Source organism: Mesorhizobium quangtriensis, assembly GCF_040081925.1.
GTDB lineage: Bacteria > Pseudomonadota > Alphaproteobacteria > Rhizobiales > Rhizobiaceae > Mesorhizobium_K > Mesorhizobium_K quangtriensis.
In genome coordinates, this window is the sequence record NZ_JBEBMF010000003.1 from 232,331 (window position 1) to 248,277 (window position 15,947).

At 63.3% G+C, this 15,947-nt stretch carries 20 protein-coding genes; 15 read left to right on the top strand and 5 right to left on the bottom strand.

Annotated elements, in window-relative coordinates; translation table 11 throughout:
- Position 1 precedes the first annotated feature (1 nt).
- The 5 genes from ABMA32_RS16865 to ABMA32_RS16885 all read left to right on the top strand — a co-directional run bounded on the left by ABMA32_RS16865 (position 2) and on the right by ABMA32_RS16885 (position 3,393).
- Complete coding sequence (locus ABMA32_RS16865) at positions 2–631, top strand: hypothetical protein (RefSeq protein WP_349014976.1); 630 nt, start codon at positions 2–4, stop codon at positions 629–631.
- Entirely contained in the window at positions 628–1,488 is an 861-nt protein-coding gene (locus ABMA32_RS16870) for a 23S rRNA (adenine(2030)-N(6))-methyltransferase RlmJ (protein WP_349014977.1), read from the top strand. The genes ABMA32_RS16865 and ABMA32_RS16870 overlap by 4 nt, the downstream gene beginning before the upstream one ends.
- Before the next feature lie 61 nt (positions 1,489–1,549).
- Positions 1,550–1,987, top strand: a complete 438-nt coding sequence (locus tag ABMA32_RS16875) for a hypothetical protein (RefSeq protein ID WP_349014978.1) — start codon at positions 1,550–1,552, stop codon at positions 1,985–1,987.
- Positions 1,953–2,726 (top strand): ribonuclease T2 family protein, encoded by a 774-nt coding sequence (locus ABMA32_RS16880; RefSeq protein ID WP_349014979.1) that lies wholly within the window; start codon positions 1,953–1,955, stop codon positions 2,724–2,726. Before ABMA32_RS16875 ends, ABMA32_RS16880 begins: the two co-directional genes overlap by 35 nt.
- 70 nt (positions 2,727–2,796) lie before the next feature.
- The gene (locus tag ABMA32_RS16885; RefSeq protein WP_349014980.1) at positions 2,797–3,393 is read left to right on the top strand and encodes a glutathione S-transferase family protein; all 597 of its coding nucleotides are present in this window, start codon (positions 2,797–2,799) and stop codon (positions 3,391–3,393) included.
- Between the two features lie 62 nt (positions 3,394–3,455).
- Here the strand turns inward: ABMA32_RS16885 and ABMA32_RS16890 are convergent, their stop codons facing one another.
- Entirely contained in the window at positions 3,456–4,127 is a 672-nt protein-coding gene (locus ABMA32_RS16890; protein WP_349014981.1) for an outer membrane protein, read from the bottom strand.
- A 400-nt stretch (positions 4,128–4,527) separates the two neighbouring features.
- Between ABMA32_RS16890 and ABMA32_RS16895 the strand changes: the two genes are divergently transcribed.
- The 6 genes from ABMA32_RS16895 to ABMA32_RS16920 all read left to right on the top strand — a co-directional run bounded on the left by ABMA32_RS16895 (position 4,528) and on the right by ABMA32_RS16920 (position 9,612).
- Positions 4,528–5,292, top strand: a complete 765-nt coding sequence (locus ABMA32_RS16895; RefSeq protein ID WP_349014982.1) for an SDR family oxidoreductase — start codon at positions 4,528–4,530, stop codon at positions 5,290–5,292.
- The gene (gene uvrC / locus ABMA32_RS16900) at positions 5,289–7,361 is read left to right on the top strand and encodes an excinuclease ABC subunit UvrC (RefSeq protein WP_349014983.1); all 2,073 of its coding nucleotides are present in this window, start codon (positions 5,289–5,291) and stop codon (positions 7,359–7,361) included. The genes ABMA32_RS16895 and uvrC overlap by 4 nt, the downstream gene beginning before the upstream one ends.
- A gap of 97 nt (positions 7,362–7,458) precedes the next feature.
- On the top strand, positions 7,459–8,049 hold the full coding sequence (gene pgsA / locus ABMA32_RS16905; RefSeq protein WP_349014984.1) for a CDP-diacylglycerol--glycerol-3-phosphate 3-phosphatidyltransferase: 591 nt from the start codon (positions 7,459–7,461) through the stop codon (positions 8,047–8,049).
- Between the two features lies 1 nt (position 8,050).
- Positions 8,051–8,305, top strand: a complete 255-nt coding sequence (moaD, locus tag ABMA32_RS16910; RefSeq protein WP_349014985.1) for a molybdopterin converting factor subunit 1 — start codon at positions 8,051–8,053, stop codon at positions 8,303–8,305.
- 4 nt (positions 8,306–8,309) lie between these two features.
- On the top strand, positions 8,310–8,774 hold the full coding sequence (locus tag ABMA32_RS16915) for a molybdenum cofactor biosynthesis protein MoaE (RefSeq protein WP_349014986.1): 465 nt from the start codon (positions 8,310–8,312) through the stop codon (positions 8,772–8,774).
- A 64-nt stretch (positions 8,775–8,838) separates the two neighbouring features.
- Positions 8,839–9,612: a YbaY family lipoprotein gene (locus tag ABMA32_RS16920; RefSeq protein WP_349014987.1), complete on the top strand. Its 774-nt coding sequence runs from the start codon at positions 8,839–8,841 to the stop codon at positions 9,610–9,612.
- 88 nt (positions 9,613–9,700) lie between these two features.
- Here ABMA32_RS16920 and ndk read toward each other — a convergent pair whose 3' ends face one another.
- Together ndk and ABMA32_RS16930 are read right to left on the bottom strand one after the other, a co-directional pair.
- The gene (gene ndk, locus ABMA32_RS16925; RefSeq protein ID WP_349014988.1) at positions 9,701–10,123 is read right to left on the bottom strand and encodes a nucleoside-diphosphate kinase; all 423 of its coding nucleotides are present in this window, start codon (positions 10,121–10,123) and stop codon (positions 9,701–9,703) included.
- Between the two features lie 94 nt (positions 10,124–10,217).
- The gene (locus ABMA32_RS16930) at positions 10,218–10,907 is read right to left on the bottom strand and encodes a glutathione S-transferase family protein (protein WP_349014989.1); all 690 of its coding nucleotides are present in this window, start codon (positions 10,905–10,907) and stop codon (positions 10,218–10,220) included.
- A 65-nt stretch (positions 10,908–10,972) separates the two neighbouring features.
- Between ABMA32_RS16930 and ABMA32_RS16935 the strand changes: the two genes are divergently transcribed.
- Positions 10,973–11,485, top strand: coding sequence for a DinB family protein (locus ABMA32_RS16935; RefSeq protein ID WP_349014990.1), 513 nt, complete (start codon positions 10,973–10,975; stop codon positions 11,483–11,485).
- Between the two features lie 5 nt (positions 11,486–11,490).
- On the opposite strand, the gene purN is transcribed toward ABMA32_RS16935, so the two are convergent.
- Together purN and purM are read right to left on the bottom strand one after the other, a co-directional pair.
- Positions 11,491–12,204: a phosphoribosylglycinamide formyltransferase gene (gene purN, locus ABMA32_RS16940; protein ID WP_349014991.1), complete on the bottom strand. Its 714-nt coding sequence runs from the start codon at positions 12,202–12,204 to the stop codon at positions 11,491–11,493.
- Positions 12,201–13,259, bottom strand: coding sequence for a phosphoribosylformylglycinamidine cyclo-ligase (gene purM, locus ABMA32_RS16945; protein WP_349014992.1), 1,059 nt, complete (start codon positions 13,257–13,259; stop codon positions 12,201–12,203). Before purM ends, purN begins: the two co-directional genes overlap by 4 nt.
- Positions 13,260–13,420: 161 nt before the next feature.
- Here purM and ABMA32_RS16950 point away from each other — a divergent pair, with 161 nt between their 5' ends.
- Genes ABMA32_RS16950 through hdaA form a run of 3 tightly spaced genes read left to right on the top strand, consistent with a single transcriptional unit; the run spans position 13,421 to position 15,868 of the window.
- On the top strand, positions 13,421–13,981 hold the full coding sequence (locus tag ABMA32_RS16950) for a CDP-alcohol phosphatidyltransferase family protein (RefSeq protein ID WP_349014993.1): 561 nt from the start codon (positions 13,421–13,423) through the stop codon (positions 13,979–13,981).
- On the top strand, positions 13,950–15,164 hold the full coding sequence (locus ABMA32_RS16955; RefSeq protein ID WP_349014994.1) for an AI-2E family transporter: 1,215 nt from the start codon (positions 13,950–13,952) through the stop codon (positions 15,162–15,164). The genes ABMA32_RS16950 and ABMA32_RS16955 overlap by 32 nt, the downstream gene beginning before the upstream one ends.
- Before the next feature lie 8 nt (positions 15,165–15,172).
- Positions 15,173–15,868, top strand: a complete 696-nt coding sequence (gene hdaA, locus ABMA32_RS16960) for a DnaA regulatory inactivator HdaA (RefSeq protein WP_349014995.1) — start codon at positions 15,173–15,175, stop codon at positions 15,866–15,868.
- The last annotated feature ends 79 nt before the right edge of the window (positions 15,869–15,947 follow it).

A 15,947-nucleotide genomic window follows, 5' to 3' on the forward strand; every position in this document is an offset into this window, starting at 1 on the left:
GATGCGCACATTCTTCCTCCTTGTCCTGATCGCTGGCGTCGCTGCCGGGTTCGGCTATCCCTGGGCGGTCACCAATTTTTCCGGCCGCGAACTCGGGACATGGCCGGTTTACGAGCGCGGCAGCGGCTTCAGGCCCGTCACCACGCGGCTGACGGAGGCTGACGCGCCGGTGCGGGTGCTGGTCGACCTGACCTCGCTCGGTCCGGTCGAGTTTGCGCCGCGAAGCACGGTTCTCACCGTCACCGCCTCGACCGGCGGCCGCACCGTGCTTGCCGACACGCTGACCTTCGCCGAGGCCAAGCCGCAGGAGCGAAGCCCGCAAATGCGCGACCGCATCTATCGCGACGAGGGCGGCGTCATCACCGATATCGAGGACGGCGACTACATCTTTGTCATCGGGCCGGGTGACGCCGACGGCATCGAGATGAGCGCCGTCGACCTTGTCCTGCGTGCTAGCGCGGTCTCCGTCGACCGGCGCGTGCCGCCGATCGGCTACGCCGCCGCCGCGATTGGCTTCATCGGTCTGGTGCTGTCGCTCCGGCGGCGCAGGCGCGACCGCGCCGCCAGCACAGAAGCGCTGCCGCCGCGTTGGGGCCGGAGTGGCGATGGGCGTGACGGTGGGGCGCGATGAATTATCGCCATGCCTACCACGCGGGCAATTTTGCCGATGTCGTCAAGCATGTCGCCCTGTCGCGGCTGGTCGAGTATCTGAAGCTCAAGGACAAGGCGTTCCGGGTCATCGACACCCACGCCGGCATCGGCCTCTACGACCTGTCGTCGGAGGAAGCCCAGAAGACCGGGGAATGGCGTGGCGGCATAGGCCGGCTTCTGAGGGCCGACCTTTCGGCTGAAGCGCGCGAACTCCTCGCGCCCTATCTCGGGGCGGTCATGGCAGCCAATCCGGCCGGCGCGATCGAGAGCTATCCGGGGTCGCCGCTGATCGTGCGCCATCTGCTGCGTCCGCAGGACAGGCTTTCGGCAATCGAACTCCATCCGCAGGATTTCGGCCGACTGCGCGGGCTGTTCGCCGGCGATTTCCAGGTACGGACGATGGAACTCGACGGCTGGCTGGCTCTTGGGGCGCACCTGCCGCCCAAGGAGAAGCGCGGCTTCGTGCTGGTCGATCCACCCTTCGAACAGGCCGGCGAGTTCGACCGGTTGGTCGACGGACTCGCCCGCGCGCACCGTCGCTGGCCGGGCGGCATCTACGCGCTCTGGTATCCCGTGAAGAACCGCGCCGCCGTCGCGGAATTCCGCGCGGCGCTTAGGCAGGTGGGTATTCCGAAGATCCTCGACGTGGTTTTCGAGGTTCGCGCAGCCTCTGCGGAAGGCCTCTTCGACGGTACGGGATTGGTCGTCGTCAACCCGCCCTTCGTCTTCGAGAGCGAGATGCGCGTCATCCTGCCCGAGCTGATGAAGGCGCTTGGCGAGGACGCCAAAGCGCGCTGGTCGCTGGAATGGCTGGCGGGAGAGCATACTCCCGCTTGACCGGAGCGCGCCCGGAAACGATTATGGGACCGGCGGATGCCTGCCGCCCGGAGAGATGTCCATGTCACGCCTGACCCGCCCGATCCTTGCAGCGCTTCTGGCCGTTTCCGCCTCGATCGGGGCGGTGCCGTCGCTCAAGGCGGCGGACCTTGGCGGATATGTCGGGGATTCGGGCGTGTGCGGAAAGGCTTGGGTGCTGAACCGCATCACCAGCCGCTTCGCCTATCAGGTAAGGCATGTGCCCAACCTTCCACAGGTGGCGATCACCGATTTCCAAAACATCCAGGAGCGCCGTTATCTGCCCGCGCAGGAGGATCGCCCGATCGGCCGCACCTATTGTGGCGCGCAGGTGGTTCTCTCTGACGCGAGCAGCCGCGACATCTGGTACCTGATCGAGGAAGGGCAGGGCTTTGCCTCGGTCGGCGACAATGTCGAGTTCTGCGTCTCCGGCTTCGACCGCTGGTATGTCTACGACGGGCGCTGCCGCGTCCTGCGCTGATTTCCGTGACATGATGCGGTGCGGGCTGTTTGCGGCGTTTGCCGCGATTCTTCTCGCCGCCTGCAGCCAGGAAAGCGAAACACCGGCGTCCGACACAAAGCCTAACACGTCCATTGTCCAGACAATGCCGGCTGGCAAGCCGACATCGCCGACGGTGCCGGTCGGGTCGGGCTTCGATTTCTATATCCTGTCGTTGTCCTGGTCGCCCAGCTATTGCGAAGCCGAGGGCGGAGAGGCCAACCGCCAGCAGTGCGAGAGCGGCCGGCCATACGCCTTCGTTGTGCATGGGCTGTGGCCGCAATTCCAGCGCGGCTTCCCGGAAAACTGCCCGACCGACGAGCGGGACGTGTCGAACGCCACCCTGCGGTCGCTCTACGACCTGATGCCGTCAGCCGGCCTGATCCGCCACCAGTGGCGCAAGCACGGCTCCTGTTCGGGGTTGGACCAGGACGACTATTTCGCGGTCTTGCGCGCCGCCCGCGAAACCGTCGCCATCCCGGCGCGCTTCCGCCGTCCAGACGGGTATATGACTCTCGATCCAGATGAAGCTGAACGCGCCTTTCTGACGGCTAATCCTTCGCTTCCGAACGACGCCGTCGCGGTCACCTGCGACCGGCACTATCTGCGCGAGGTGCGCATCTGCATGAGCAAGGACCTGAAATTCCGCTCGTGCCCCGAAATCGACCGGCGCGATTGCAGGCTGCCGAACGTCGTCATGCCGCCGGTCAGGGGCGGATAGACCAGGCAATTTGTCCACGCAGTCGCGGGCCGGATTATCCTGTGCTTGCGGCCCAATTAGAGGAACCCCGATGCCGAAAGTCCTTGTCTCGTCCGCTTCGCCTTATAGCTGCAAGGTCCTCATGGCGGCTGCGCATGCCGGCATCGCGGTCGAGGCCGTAGCGACGGAGACATCGAACCCGACCGAGGAATTCCTCAAGGCCAATCCGCTGGGCAAGATACCGGTTTTGCTAACCGACGACGGCGAGACGATTTTCGACAGCCGCGCCATCACCCAGTATCTGAACCGCGTCTCGGGGAACAAACTTTTCCCGCGCAATCCGGCGAAGCGCACGGAGGCGGAGAGGCTGGAGGCGCTGGCGGACGGCATCTGCGATTGCGCTCTCGCGCATGTCTATGAACGCCGGGGACGGCCGCAGGAAATCGTCCATCAGCCATGGCTCGACAAGCAATGGGGCAAGGTGCTTCGGGCGCTCGACGTGCTGAACGCCAACCCGCCGAAGCTTGGCAGCAAAATTAACACCGGCCACATCGCACTGCGCGCCGCGCTCGGCTACCTCGAGCTTCGCTTTGCCGGACAATGGGAGAAGGGCAGGGCGCGTCTCAAGCGCTGGATGGCGCGCTTTGACCAGAAGCACCCGGAACTGAGGGCACTGCTTCCGCGCTGATACCTGCGCACAAAACAAAACCGGGCGCCGAAGCGCCCGGTCATGTCGAAATGCAGTCGGTATCAGAACTTCATGCCGAGGCCGACGGAAATGCGATGATCCTTCGCGTCGACCTCGGTCGGCAGCGTCAGATTGTAGGTGTCGCTGCCGAAGTCGGTGTAGCGGTATTCGACGCGACCGAAGACGTTCTCCGTAACCATGACGTCCGCACCGGCACCGGCAGTCCAGCCGATCATGGTATTCTTGTCGTTGGCGCCGAAGCTATCGGAGACCTCGAGGCTCTTCGCTGCGCCACCGGCCGTGGCGTAAAGAAGGACGTTCGGCGATACGACGTAGCCGAGACGGGCCCTCAGAGAGCCTTCCGCGCCGGCATCAGATGTTGCGCCGGCGTTCGAGCCGTCAGCCCAGTTGTAACCTGCGTCGCCTTCAACGCCGGCGACGATGTTGCCGGCCTGCCAGTTGTAGCCGGCGAAGCCATTGAGCAGGAAGCCGTCGGTTCCAATCGTGTTGCTTATACCGTCGTTCAAGTCGGTATCGCCGGAGAAGGCGTAACCGAGAGACACACCAGCATAGGCGCCGGACCAGGTGTTGAGCGGGGGCTCAACCATCGGCGCTGCAGGGGCCTCCGGGACTTCCATGACGGCGTCTGCGGCGTGGGCGGGGATCGTGCCGAGCAGGGCCACCAGCCCGAGAGCGGCGACGGCCGGACGGGCGAACTTGCGATTATTCTTCATTCTTAACTCCATGACCACAGGACACGTGGCTTCCAATAGGCATCAGTCCGAGGCGGGAGAAACGGACCGGGTGCCTGACAGTTCCGAACTTGCTTGCGAATTGTGGCTCCAAGGAAGATGAAATGGGGTCATTGCCCGGCACGATTGAGGCTGAAGCTTGGCGTTGCGGTCCTGCAACAGTCCCTGTCAGGAGTGATTGCCCGAAAAGGCTGCAGGCCGCTTGGTGCAAGGCGTTGCGCGTCCTATATAGTCTATGCCTGCGCATGATGCCGAAGCGTATTCCGCAGCGGCACAAAAGGGCATTTCGCCACAAAGCCGTCAAAAGAAAGAACGGATTTTAATAAATCGCCCGGATGTCGGTTCGCGGCGAGCTCCGGATGGAAGCAACAGGGATTGACGCATGGCGGGAGCACCGAAGACTGCACTTGTGACGGGCGGGGCAAGGCGCATCGGTCGGTCGATCGTCGAAGACCTTGCCGCGCATGGCTTCGCCGTCGCGATCCATTGCAGCAGGTCGCGCGCCGAGGCCAATTCCCTGGCCGAGGATTTGCAGAAGGCAGGCGCAAGGACGGCAGTCGTTCAGGCGGACCTGATGGACGCCCGAGCCGTCGATGGACTGATCGGCGCGGCTTCGGCTCTGCTGGGCGACATCGGCCTCGTGGTGAACAACGCTTCGATCTTCGAGGACGATTCGATAGAGACCTTCGATCCTGTAGTCGCCCAAAGGCATTTTGCCGTTCACGTCGTCGCGCCCGCCATGCTGGCGCGCCGGTTTGCGGAAGCGTTGCCTGAAGGAAAAGAGGGGCTGATCGTCAACATCATCGACCAGCGCGTTTGGCGGCCGACGCCCCGCTTTTTTTCCTATGCGCTCTCCAAATCGGCGCTGTGGAGCGCGACGCAGACGATGGCGCAGGCGCTTGCGCCTCGCATCAGGGTGAATGCGATCGGCCCGGGTCCCGCATTGGCCAATGTGCGGCAGGACCCTCACGACTTCGAGGCCCAGGTCGACGGGCTGCTGCTGCGGCGCGGGCCGGAGCTTTCCGAGTTCGGAGCGACGATCCGCTATCTCTGGGACGCCCGATCCGTCACCGGTCAGATGATCGCCCTCGACGGCGGCCAGCATCTTGCGTGGCAGACGCCTGATGTGACAGGCATGGTGGAATGAGTCCGAGACCCAGACCGGAATACGGCGACGACGCCGAGGCAGCGGACGACATTGCGGGCTTCATAGCCGGCGATGCGGCCAGTGACGACCTGGGCGACGAGGATGGCGCTGCCGAGGAGGTCGTGGAGCAGTCTCCCGCCATCGACGCCGCCTTCACCGCGATCGACTGGAGCGCGCATGCCGGCGATGCTGATGGCAAGGTCGGCCCGGAGGTCATCCAGACGCTGGTGAAGCGCCTGCCCAACGCGCCGGGCGTCTACCGCATGATGAACGCCGCCGGAGACGTGCTCTATGTCGGCAAGGCGCGCAGCCTGAAGAAGCGCGTCACCAACTACGCCAACGGTCGGTTCCACACCAACCGCATCGGCCGCATGGTGCGCGAGACGGCGACGATGGAATTCGTCGTCACGCGCACGGAGATCGAGGCGCTTCTGCTGGAAGCCAACCTGATCAAGCGGTTACGGCCACGCTTCAACGTGCTTTTGCGCGACGACAAGTCGTTTCCGTACATCGTCCTGACAGGCAACCATCCGTCGCCCGGCATCTTCAAGCACAGGGGTGCACGCTCGCAAAAGGGCGACTATTTCGGACCGTTTGCCTCGGCCGGAGCGGTCGGCCGCACCATCAATTCGCTGCAGCGTGCATTCCTGCTCCGCACGTGCACGGATTCGGTGTTCGAGACCCGCACGCGCCCCTGCCTGCTCTACCAGATCAAGCGCTGCTCCGGCCCCTGCACGGGCGAGATTTCGGCCGGCGACTACGACGAACTGGTCGTGGAGGCGAAGGACTTCCTGTCGGGCCGCAGCCAGAAAGTGAAGTCCGAGATTTCGGAGCAGATGCAGCAGGCGGCGGAAGACCTCGATTTCGAGCGCGCGGCTGTCTATCGCGACCGCCTCGCCGCGCTCAGCCACGTCCAGAGCCATCAGGGCATCAACCCGCAGGGCGTGGAGGAGGCGGACGTCTTCGCCATCCATCTGGAAGGTGGCCACATCTGCATACAGGTCTTCTTTTTCCGCACCGGCCAGAACTGGGGCAATCGCGCCTATTTCCCCAAGGCCGATCCGGCGCTGGAGGCGCAGGAGGTGCTCTCGTCCTTCCTGGCGCAGTTCTACGACGACAAGCCTTGTCCGCGTACGATCATGCTGTCGCACAAGGTGGAAGAAGAACACCTTCTGGAGCAGGCGCTCGCCACCCGGGCCGGGCACAAGGTCTCGATCATGGTGCCCCAGCGCGGCGAGAAGAAGGATCTCGTCGACCAAGCACTGCAGAATGCCCGTGAAGCGCTCGGGCGGCGCTTGGCCGAAACCTCGACGCAGGCGCGGCTGCTCGACGGATTCGCACAGACATTCGGTCTGGCCGCTATTCCACGCCGCATCGAGGTCTACGACAACTCTCACATCATGGGAACGAACGCCGTCGGTGCGATGATCGTGGCGGGGCCGGAAGGCTTCGTGAAGAACCAGTACCGCAAGTTCAACATCCGCTCGACCGACATCACGCCCGGCGACGATTTCGGGATGATGCGCGAGGTCATGCAGCGCCGCTTCTCGCGTCTGATCAAGGAACATGGCGACGAGCCGGCCGGCGGGGAAGATGAGGAAAAGGCGGCGTTCCCGGCTTGGCCTGACGTTATACTAATCGACGGGGGGCAGGGGCAGATGACGGCCGTGCGCCAGATGCTGTCCGAACTGGGGGTCGAGGATCGCGTGGTGGCGATCGGCGTCGCCAAGGGGCGCGACCGTGAGGCCGGCCGCGAACAGTTTTTCACGAAAGGCAAGGGCGGGTTCACGCTGCCGGTGCGCGATCCCGTGCTCTATTTCGTGCAGCGGTTGCGCGACGAGGCGCATCGCTTCGCGATCGGCTCACACCGCGCAAGGCGCAAGAAGGAGATGACCAAAAACCCGCTGGACGAGATCGCCGGAATCGGTCCGACTCGGAAGAGGGCATTGCTGCTGGCCTTCGGCACCGCCAAGGCGGTGCGCAATGCCGCGATCGACGACCTGATGGCCGTGGACGGGATATCTGAGACCGTCGCGCGTATCGTCTACAACCATTTCCACGAAAATTGATCGATTTCCGCGGCAAAAGGGCCTTGTCCATCGACTTTGACCAGTTGACCCCCTACATCGCGATCTGATTTCAGTACGGCTGGATAGAGCGGAACACATGGCCAAACAGGCGTTCAACCTGCCGAACATGCTGACCTACGGACGGATTCTTGCCGTTCCGCTGGTGGTGCTTTGCTTTTTCCTCGAGGGAAAGCTGCAGTCGAGCGACTTCGCGCGCTGGTCTGCACTGGTGATCTTTATCGCGGCGAGCATCACCGACTATTTCGACGGCTATCTGGCGCGCGCCTGGCAGCAGCAATCGAATATCGGTCGCATGCTCGATCCGATCGCCGACAAGCTGCTGGTCGCCACCTGCCTGCTGCTGCTGGCGGCCGACACCGACCGCACAATCGCCGGCTGGACGCTCTGGGCCGCTATCATCATCCTGTGCCGCGAAATCCTCGTTTCCGGCCTGCGCGAGTATCTGGCCGCGCTGAAGGTCAGCGTTCCCGTCACCCAACTCGCCAAATGGAAGACGGCCATCCAGATGATCGCCATCGCCGTGCTGCTCGCCGGTCCGGCGCTGGACAAGATCGTTCCCTATGCGACGGAAACCGGAATCGTCCTGCTCTGGATCGCCGCTATCGTGACGCTCTACACCGGCTACGACTATTTCCGCGCCGGCGCCAAGCACATCATGGACGAGTGAGGTGACGAAGCTCGTCTATTTCGCCTGGGTGCGCGAACGGATCGGCAAGCCGGACGAAACGGTCGAGTTGCCGGCCAATGTCCAGACGGTCAGGGACCTTCTGCTCTGGCTGAAGGGGCGGGGCGAGGAATACGAGCACGCGCTTCGTCACCCCGAGGTGATCCGGGTCGCCATCAACCACGAGCATGTCGATCATGACACACGCATCGCCGGTGCCGGCGAGATCGCGCTGTTTCCGCCGATGACGGGCGGCTGACAGCATGGCAGTCGTGCCGGTCGTTCGCATTCAGGCGCAAAACTTCGACGTTGCCGCCGAGATCGACGGTCTGCGGCAAGGCAATGCCGACATCGGGGCGATCGTCACGTTTTCAGGCATTTGCCGGGACGAGGCCGGAACGCTCGCCGCGCTCGAACTCGAACATTATCCTGGCATGGCCGAGGCCGAGATCGGCCGAATTGCGCTGCAGGCTGTGGAGCGCTGGCCTCTGGAAGGACTGGTCGCCATTCATCGCCACGGCAAGGTCAGGCCGGGCGAGAATATTGTGCTCGTCGTGGCCGCATCGAAGCATAGGCGGGCGGCTTTCGAGGCGGCGGAGTTCCTGATGGACTACCTGAAGTCCAGCGCGCCCTTCTGGAAGAAGGAGCATCTTGTCGATGGCGGCGAGGGAGGCTGGGTGGATGCACGGATAAGTGACGACGTGGCCGCGCAACGCTGGAGAAAATAAGCGTATGCGGCCACGGAACAGACTCAATCGTGGGTGACCGTTGGGCTGGATAGGAGGAGTGAGCATGCTGGGAAAATTGGCGGAACTGATCCTTTTCGGCATTGCGCCTCTCGCGCTCGGCGGCTTGCTGATGCCGGGAGCGGCCCTCGCCGAGGAGGTGGAGATCGTCGGAGAGGTTTCCTATCGCGAGCGGATCGCGCTGCCACCCAACGCGGTACTTACCGTACAACTCGCCGACGTTTCGCTGGCCGACGCGCCCGCGTCGGTGATCGCCGAGCAGACGATTGATCCTGCCGGGCAAGTGCCGATCAAGTTCAAGCTGCTATTCGACTCCGCAGTTATCCGGCCGCAGGTAAACTACGCCGTCCAGGCGCGTATCACCGTCGATAACAAGCTGTGGTTCATCAACGACGAGCGCCATTCGGTCGATCCCACCAAGCGCGAACCGGTGCAGCTTGTACTCCGGAAGGTCGACCAGGATGCCGCCCCGCCACCAGCGCCAACGCTGTTCGACACCACGTGGCTTGCAGAAGACATCGGCGGCAAGGGCGTCATCGATGATGCGCAAACGACGCTGAGCATAGCCGAGGACGGCAGCGTTACCGGTCGCGGGGGCTGCAACGGCTATTTCTCGCAGGCGACCATCGATGGCGAGAAGATCACCTTCGGCAAGGCTGGCAGCACCATGATGGCCTGTCCGGATGCGATCATGGATCAGGAACGCCGCTTCCACGAAGCGCTCGAAAAGACCGCGAGCTTCCGCTTCAACGATGAGGGGAAGCTCTTCCTCGTCGATGCCCAGGGCAAGGATCTGGCGCGCTTCTCGAACGAAGGCTGACACAAGTCAGGACAAAAAAAGCCGGCGATCACCGCCGGCTTTTTTCGTTCTGGATCAGCCGCTTGGAGCGGCCGACGGAATCAATACCTCAGCCCACGATCTCGGTGTCGGAGAACCAGTATTTGATCTCCTGAGCAGCGGTTTCCGGCGCGTCCGAGCCGTGCACGGAGTTCTCGCCGATCGAAACGGCGTGGACCTTGCGGATGGTGCCCGCATCGGCATTGGCCGGGTTCGTCGCGCCCATCACTTCGCGGTTCTTGAGGATGGCGTTCTCGCCTTCCAGGACCTGAACGATCGTCGGGCCGGACGTCATGGTCTCGACGAGCTCGCCGAAGAACGGGCGTTCCTTGTGGACTGCGTAGAAGCCTTCGGCCTCGCGCTTGCTCATCCACACGCGCTTGGACGCCACGACGCGCAGGCCTGCATCCTCGAGCATCTTCGTGATCGCGCCGGTGAGGTTACGCCGGGTCGCATCCGGCTTGATCATCGAGAAGGTGCGTTCGATCGCCATGTTGTATTCCTGTGTTGTTGGGAAAGGTGGCGGCTCTATACAGGCAGCCGCCAGCCTTGCCAAGCGCGGGACCCTGCGTCGCAAAAGCGCCGGTTCAGGCCGCCGCGACGCTGCGCCCGAGGCCGCCATGGAAATCGAGCAGGCGTTCGAACCAGTGGGTTACAGGATCGCTGCCCTCAAGCACCTTGAACGGTGACATGATGCGCACCCACTGGAAGGCGCCGAATACCACGTAGTCGGGGTAGAGGGGCGCCTCACCGCCAATGAACGGCTGGTAGGTCAGCATGCTGCGCAGCGGCTCTAGCGATGCGCGGAAGGCAGACAACCCTTCCTCGCGCGGAGCTGCGACCGCCTCCAGCGTTTTGCCATAGCGGCGCTCGCGGCTCTCGCGGAAATAGGCCTGGTCGACTGGCGCAAGGCGCGCATGAATGTCGGTCAGCGCAGACGCTCCCAAATAGGGATGGATGGTTAGCTGCGACCAGCGCTCGATGAAGCGCGCCATCGCCTCTCCGCCCTTGCCGCCGAAAAGCGTTGGGCGGTCGGGATATGTGGCGTCGAGGTAGAGCGCGATATCGAACGAGTCCGCCACTACCGTGTCGCTGTCGCGGATAACCGGGATCGTTTTGGAGACGCCGCCCTCGACCGACGGGACGGCGGTGAACGGCGTCGGCACGCTACGGAACGGGAGGCCCTTGTGCGCCAGCGACATCGCTGTCTTCCAGCAATGTGGGCTGAACGGGCGCGCATGGTCTTCGCCGACGAGATCGTAAAGCAGGATTGTCATTGGCTCGGCATCCATAGGGTTCTAAGAACAATACTATTGCGAATGCGCGCGGGGAGAGGAAGCCTTTGAAACAGCATTTCACGATGTTTGCCGCCTACAACGCCTGGGCCAACCAGCGCGTGTACGAGGCGGCCGGTGCGCTGACCAAGGAGGAATTTGCCCGCGACGTCGGCGCTTTCTTCAAATCCATGCGCGGCACGCTCAACCATCTCCTGGTGACCGACCGCATCTGGCTGAAGCGCTTTACCGGCGAAGGTGAGGCCCCCTCGGCGCTCGACACCATCCTCTACATCGATTTCGCGAAGCTTCGCGTCGCCCGAGAAGCGGAAGACAGGCGCTTGGCCGACTGGATCGGCTCGCTGACCGAAAAGCAGATGGCCGGGCGCTTTACCTACATGACGGTGACCGACATGCGCACGATCTCGCAGCGACTGGCGCCGGCGCTGGCGCATCTTTTCAATCACCAGACCCACCATCGCGGCCAGGCGCATTCGATCCTGACGGGCCTGGGCAAGGATGCGCCTTCGCTTGACCTGATCTATTTCCAGCGGACGGAAGAGGGCCGGGCTTTTGCCTAGCACGCTCAGGGCGTGAAGCGGGCCAGAGCCTCGAGGTCCAGGTCTTCGCCCCATGAAGCGGGAGAGAACAGGCGGGCACTGCCGTCCCGCGCCCCTTCGTTGAAATTGGTGAAGACGGTACGGCCATCGGCCATCGCCACCTTGCCTTCGGCGACCAGCTTCAGGGCAAGCGGATAGAGTTCGTGCTCGGCCTTCAGCACGCGAGCCGCAAGGTCTGACTCGGTGTCGCCTGTGAGCACAGGCACAGCGGCCTGCGCGATGATCGGGCCGCCATCCATTTCGGCAGTGACGAAATGCACCGTGCAACCATGGATTCGAACGCCAGCCTCGAGCACCCGGCGATGCGTGTCCAGCCCCTTGAAAGATGGCAGAAGGGCGGGGTGGATGTTGATGAGCCGGCCTTCCCAGGCTTCGACAAAGCGGACCGTCAGGAGGCGCATGTAGCCCGCAAGGCAGACGATTTCGGCGCCAATGTCGTGCAGGTTCGCATCGATTGCCGCGTCGTGCGCTTCCTTGCTGGAATAGCCGCTGCGCGGGATCGATGCGGTCGCAATGCCCTTGCCGGCGGCGAAGACCAGCCCGGGCGCTTCGGCCACGTCGGAAATGACGGCGACGATCTCGGCCGGATAGGAACTGTCAGCGGAAGCTTCGATCAGCCGCGCCATGTTGGTTCCGCGGCCGGAGATCAGGATCGCGACGCGTTTGCGCTGGCCGGTCATAGGACGATCGATCCCCGATAGATGACACCGGTGTCGCGCCGGGGAACGATACGGCCGATCGGCGTGACGGTTTCGCCGGCTTCCTGCAGGACCGCTGCGACCTGCGCTGCCTGTCCAGCGGCCACCGCGAGCACCATTCCGACGCCGCAGTTGAAGGTGCGCATCATCTCAGTTGCCGAGACGCCGCCAGTCTTCGCCAGCCAGCCGAATACCGGCGGAACAGGAATCATGTCGAGGTCGAGTTCGGCGGAAAAGTCCTTGGGCAGAACACGCGGGATGTTTTCCGGGAAGCCGCCGCCCGTGATATGCGCGAGAGCCTTGATGCCGTGCGTCCCGCGGATCGCCTGCAGCAAGGGTTTCACGTAGATGCGCGTCGGCTCAAGCAAGGCCTCGCCGAGCGTCTGTCCATCTGCGAAGGGCGCGGCATCCGACCACTTCAGCCCGGACATCTCGACGATGCGCCGGACGAGCGAAAAGCCGTTCGAGTGAACGCCGGACGACGCCAGCCCGAGCAGCACGTCGCCCTCGACGATATCGTCTGTAGGCAGAAGCTGGCCACGTTCGGCGGCGCCGACGGCGAAGCCGGCGAGGTCGTAGTCGTTGCCGTGATACATGCCGGGCATCTCTGCCGTCTCGCCGCCGATCAGCGCGCAGCCGGCCTGACGGCAACCCTCGGCGATGCCGCCGACGATCGCGGCACCCTGCTCGGGATCGAGCTTGCCCGTGGCGAAATAATCGAGGAAAAACAGCGGCTCGGCACCCTGCACGACGATGTCGTTGACGCACATCGCGACGAGGTCGATCCCGATCGTGTCATGCTTGCCCGCGTCGATTGCAATCTTGAGCTTGGTGCCGACACCGTCATTGGCCGCCACGAGGACGGGGTCCGAGAATCCCGCAGCCCTCAGGTCGAACAGACCGCCGAACCCGCCGATCTCTCCGTCTGCGCCAGGGCGTCGCGTTGAGCGCACGGCGGGCTTGATCTTTTCGACCATGAGGTTGCCGGCATCGATGTCGACGCCCGCTTCGGCATAGGTGAGGCCGTTCTTGATCATCGCTCCAGTCCGTTGGATCGTTGTCGCGGCTCTTCGCATGAACGGGACACACCCGCAAGAAGTCAACCGCCCCAATCCCGTGGAGAGGCGCCGAACCTTGCGGCCACGGGCAACCCGGACCATGTATCTGGATGCACCGCGCGGGAAGGAGGACCGGAGGCGTGACCGTACCCAACATGATCACCGTCGCGCGGTTCCTGCTGGTGCCGGCCGTGGTCTACTGGCTGCTGACCGGGGAGTGGATGATGGCCTTTGCCGGCTTCGTGATCGCCGGCATTTCCGACGGCGTGGATGGTTTAATCGCGCGACGTTTCAACCAGCGTTCGAGGCTCGGAAGCTACCTCGACCCGGCCGCCGACAAACTGCTTCTGGTCAGCGTGTTCGTGGTGTTGGGTGTTCTCGGCCAGTTGCCGCTATGGCTGGTGGTCGCTGCGGTGAGCCGCGACGCACTTATCGTGCTGGCGATTTTTCTGTCCTCGCTGATGGGCAGTCCAGTCGAAGTTCGGCCGCTGATGGTCTCCAAGGTCAACACCGCTGCCCAGATTGCATTGGCCGGTGTCGTTTTGGCGGAACTGGCCTTCGCGACCACTTTCGGACCAATGAGGCCGGCGCTGATAATCGTCTCCGGTATCTTGACCGTGGCTTCGGCGGGGGCCTATCTCGTAACCTGGTCGAGGCACATGAACACCCATGGCGAAGGCGGTCCACAAGCCGGACGATGAGATGGACGAGATCGCCGAGGCGATGGTTGCCGCGAATTTTCGGCGGCAGATTCGTTTCTGGCTGATCGTTGCCGCGCTTCTGACAGCGTTTCTCTACCTGTTCAGCAACATTTTGCTGCCGTTCGTTGCCGGAATGGCGCTTGCCTATTTCCTTGACCCTGTCGCCGACAGGCTGGAGCGGTTGGGTCTTTCGCGGACGGCGTCGACCTTCCTGATCCTGCTCGCGTTTATCGTGGTTTTCGCGACGGCAATGGTGATTCTCGTGCCGGTACTAGCGTCGCAATTGGCCGATTTCCTCGAAAAGCTGCCTTACTATCTCACGCAGTTTCAGGGGCTGATCACGGGCTTCAGCCCGCAATGGCTCGAACAGCGTTTCGGACTTGATGCCGAGAGCCTGCAGAATGGATTGAATTCTCTCGTAACGGCGAGCATGGGCTTCTTCACCACGATCTTCCAGTCGATCTGGAATTCCGGTGTCGCCCTGTTCAGCATCGCTGGCCTGTTCGTGGTGACCCCCGTCGTCGCGTTCTACATGCTGCTCGACTGGGACCGCATGGTCGCAAAAGTCGACAGCTGGGTGCCGCGCGACCATGTCGAGACGGTTCGCACAATTGCGACTGACATCAACGCCGCGACCGCTGGCTTCGTACGCGGGCAGGGCACGCTCTGCCTCATACTCGGCATCTTCTACGCGATCGGCTTGACGCTGACCGGCCTGAATTTCGGCATCCTGATCGGCCTCTTCGCCGGGCTGATCAGCTTCATCCCCTATGTCGGCTCGATCGTCGGTCTCGTGCTGGCAGTGGGCGTGGCATTCGTCCAGTTCTGGCCGGACTGGATCATGGTCGCGGCGGTTGCCTGCGTTTTCTTTGCCGGGCAGTTCATTGAGGGCAACATCCTCCAGCCGAGGCTCGTGGGTAAAAGCGTCGGGCTGCATCCTGTCTGGCTGATGTTCGCGCTTTTTGCTTTCGGCGCGCTCTTCGGCTTCGTCGGCCTTCTTGTCGCTGTGCCGGCGGCGGCGATCGTTGCCGTTCTCGTACGCTTCGCCCTTTCCCGCTATCTGGAGTCGCCGCTCTACACCGGGCACCCCGAGCCGGTTGAAACGCCTGACATCGACGTGGTCATCGTAAAGCCCAAGCTGCCGGTGAGCCGGAAGGCCTCCGTCAAGGCCGACAGGTCCTGACCCAGGAAATGCCGTCCGACCCGCCCCGGCAAATTCCACTCGACCTGGCTCACCGCCCAGGCCATTCACGCGAAGAACTGGTCGTCTCCGACGCCAACAGGCAGGCGGTCGCTCTCATCGACGCATGGCCCGACTGGCCGGTGCCTGTGGTAGTGCTTGCCGGTCCTGCAGGGTCCGGAAAATCGCACCTCGCCTCCATATGGGCTGATGCCGCCAATGCGGTGTTTATCGACGCCGACCGCATTGAAGCCGAACTGGAAGAGGCGCAGCTCGAACATCCGGTCGCCATCGACGATGCGGACATGGCGCTCGACGAGCACGGTCTCTTTCACCTCATCAATGCCGCTCGCGCCGCCGGGACACAGGTGTTGCTTACGTCGCGGCGTTTTCCGTCCGCATGGGGCGTGAAACTTCCCGATCTTGCCTCCAGGCTGAAGGCGGCTGCGACCGTCGAAATACTGGAGCCGGACGACCATCTGCTCGCCGCCGTCATCACGAAACTCTTCGCCGACCGGCAGGTGCAGGTGGAGCCGCATGTCGTCCAGTTTCTGGTCAGGCGCATCGAGCGGTCGCTGTCTACCGCGATCGATGTCGTGGAACGGCTCGACAGGGCGGCGTTGGAGCAGAAGAGCCGCATCACGCGCGCATTGGCTGCGCAGACGGTAACCACCCTGGATAGCGGGCAGGGTGACCTCGATCTCTAGGAACCGAACTGTCGGCACGGCAGCGGCGAGACGACGAATCGTAACATCCTCTCCCGTGCCACGCTTTTCCGGTTGCGTT

Excerpts from the sequence above, each read along its gene's own strand:
- ABMA32_RS16870 (WP_349014977.1), top strand. The coding sequence starts at position 628 with ATGAATTATCGCCATGCCTACCACGCGGGCAATTTTGCCGATGTCGTC.
- ABMA32_RS16915 (WP_349014986.1), top strand. The coding sequence starts at position 8,310 with ATGGCAGTCGTGCCGGTCGTTCGCATTCAGGCGCAAAACTTCGACGTT.
- ABMA32_RS16930 (WP_349014989.1), bottom strand. The coding sequence starts at position 10,907 with ATGACAATCCTGCTTTACGATCTCGTCGGCGAAGACCATGCGCGCCCG.
- ABMA32_RS16880 (WP_349014979.1), top strand. The coding sequence starts at position 1,953 with ATGTCTACGACGGGCGCTGCCGCGTCCTGCGCTGATTTCCGTGACATG.
- purN (WP_349014991.1), bottom strand. The coding sequence starts at position 12,204 with ATGACCGGCCAGCGCAAACGCGTCGCGATCCTGATCTCCGGCCGCGGA.
- ABMA32_RS16920 (WP_349014987.1), top strand. The coding sequence starts at position 8,839 with ATGCTGGGAAAATTGGCGGAACTGATCCTTTTCGGCATTGCGCCTCTC.
- uvrC (WP_349014983.1), top strand. The coding sequence starts at position 5,289 with ATGAGTCCGAGACCCAGACCGGAATACGGCGACGACGCCGAGGCAGCG.
- hdaA (WP_349014995.1), top strand. The coding sequence starts at position 15,173 with ATGCCGTCCGACCCGCCCCGGCAAATTCCACTCGACCTGGCTCACCGC.
- pgsA (WP_349014984.1), top strand. The coding sequence starts at position 7,459 with ATGGCCAAACAGGCGTTCAACCTGCCGAACATGCTGACCTACGGACGG.
- ndk (WP_349014988.1), bottom strand. The coding sequence starts at position 10,123 with ATGGCGATCGAACGCACCTTCTCGATGATCAAGCCGGATGCGACCCGG.
- ABMA32_RS16885 (WP_349014980.1), top strand. The coding sequence starts at position 2,797 with ATGCCGAAAGTCCTTGTCTCGTCCGCTTCGCCTTATAGCTGCAAGGTC.
- ABMA32_RS16865 (WP_349014976.1), top strand. The coding sequence starts at position 2 with ATGCGCACATTCTTCCTCCTTGTCCTGATCGCTGGCGTCGCTGCCGGG.
- ABMA32_RS16890 (WP_349014981.1), bottom strand. The coding sequence starts at position 4,127 with ATGAAGAATAATCGCAAGTTCGCCCGTCCGGCCGTCGCCGCTCTCGGG.
- ABMA32_RS16875 (WP_349014978.1), top strand. The coding sequence starts at position 1,550 with ATGTCACGCCTGACCCGCCCGATCCTTGCAGCGCTTCTGGCCGTTTCC.
- ABMA32_RS16895 (WP_349014982.1), top strand. The coding sequence starts at position 4,528 with ATGGCGGGAGCACCGAAGACTGCACTTGTGACGGGCGGGGCAAGGCGC.
- ABMA32_RS16955 (WP_349014994.1), top strand. The coding sequence starts at position 13,950 with ATGGCGAAGGCGGTCCACAAGCCGGACGATGAGATGGACGAGATCGCC.
- purM (WP_349014992.1), bottom strand. The coding sequence starts at position 13,259 with ATGATCAAGAACGGCCTCACCTATGCCGAAGCGGGCGTCGACATCGAT.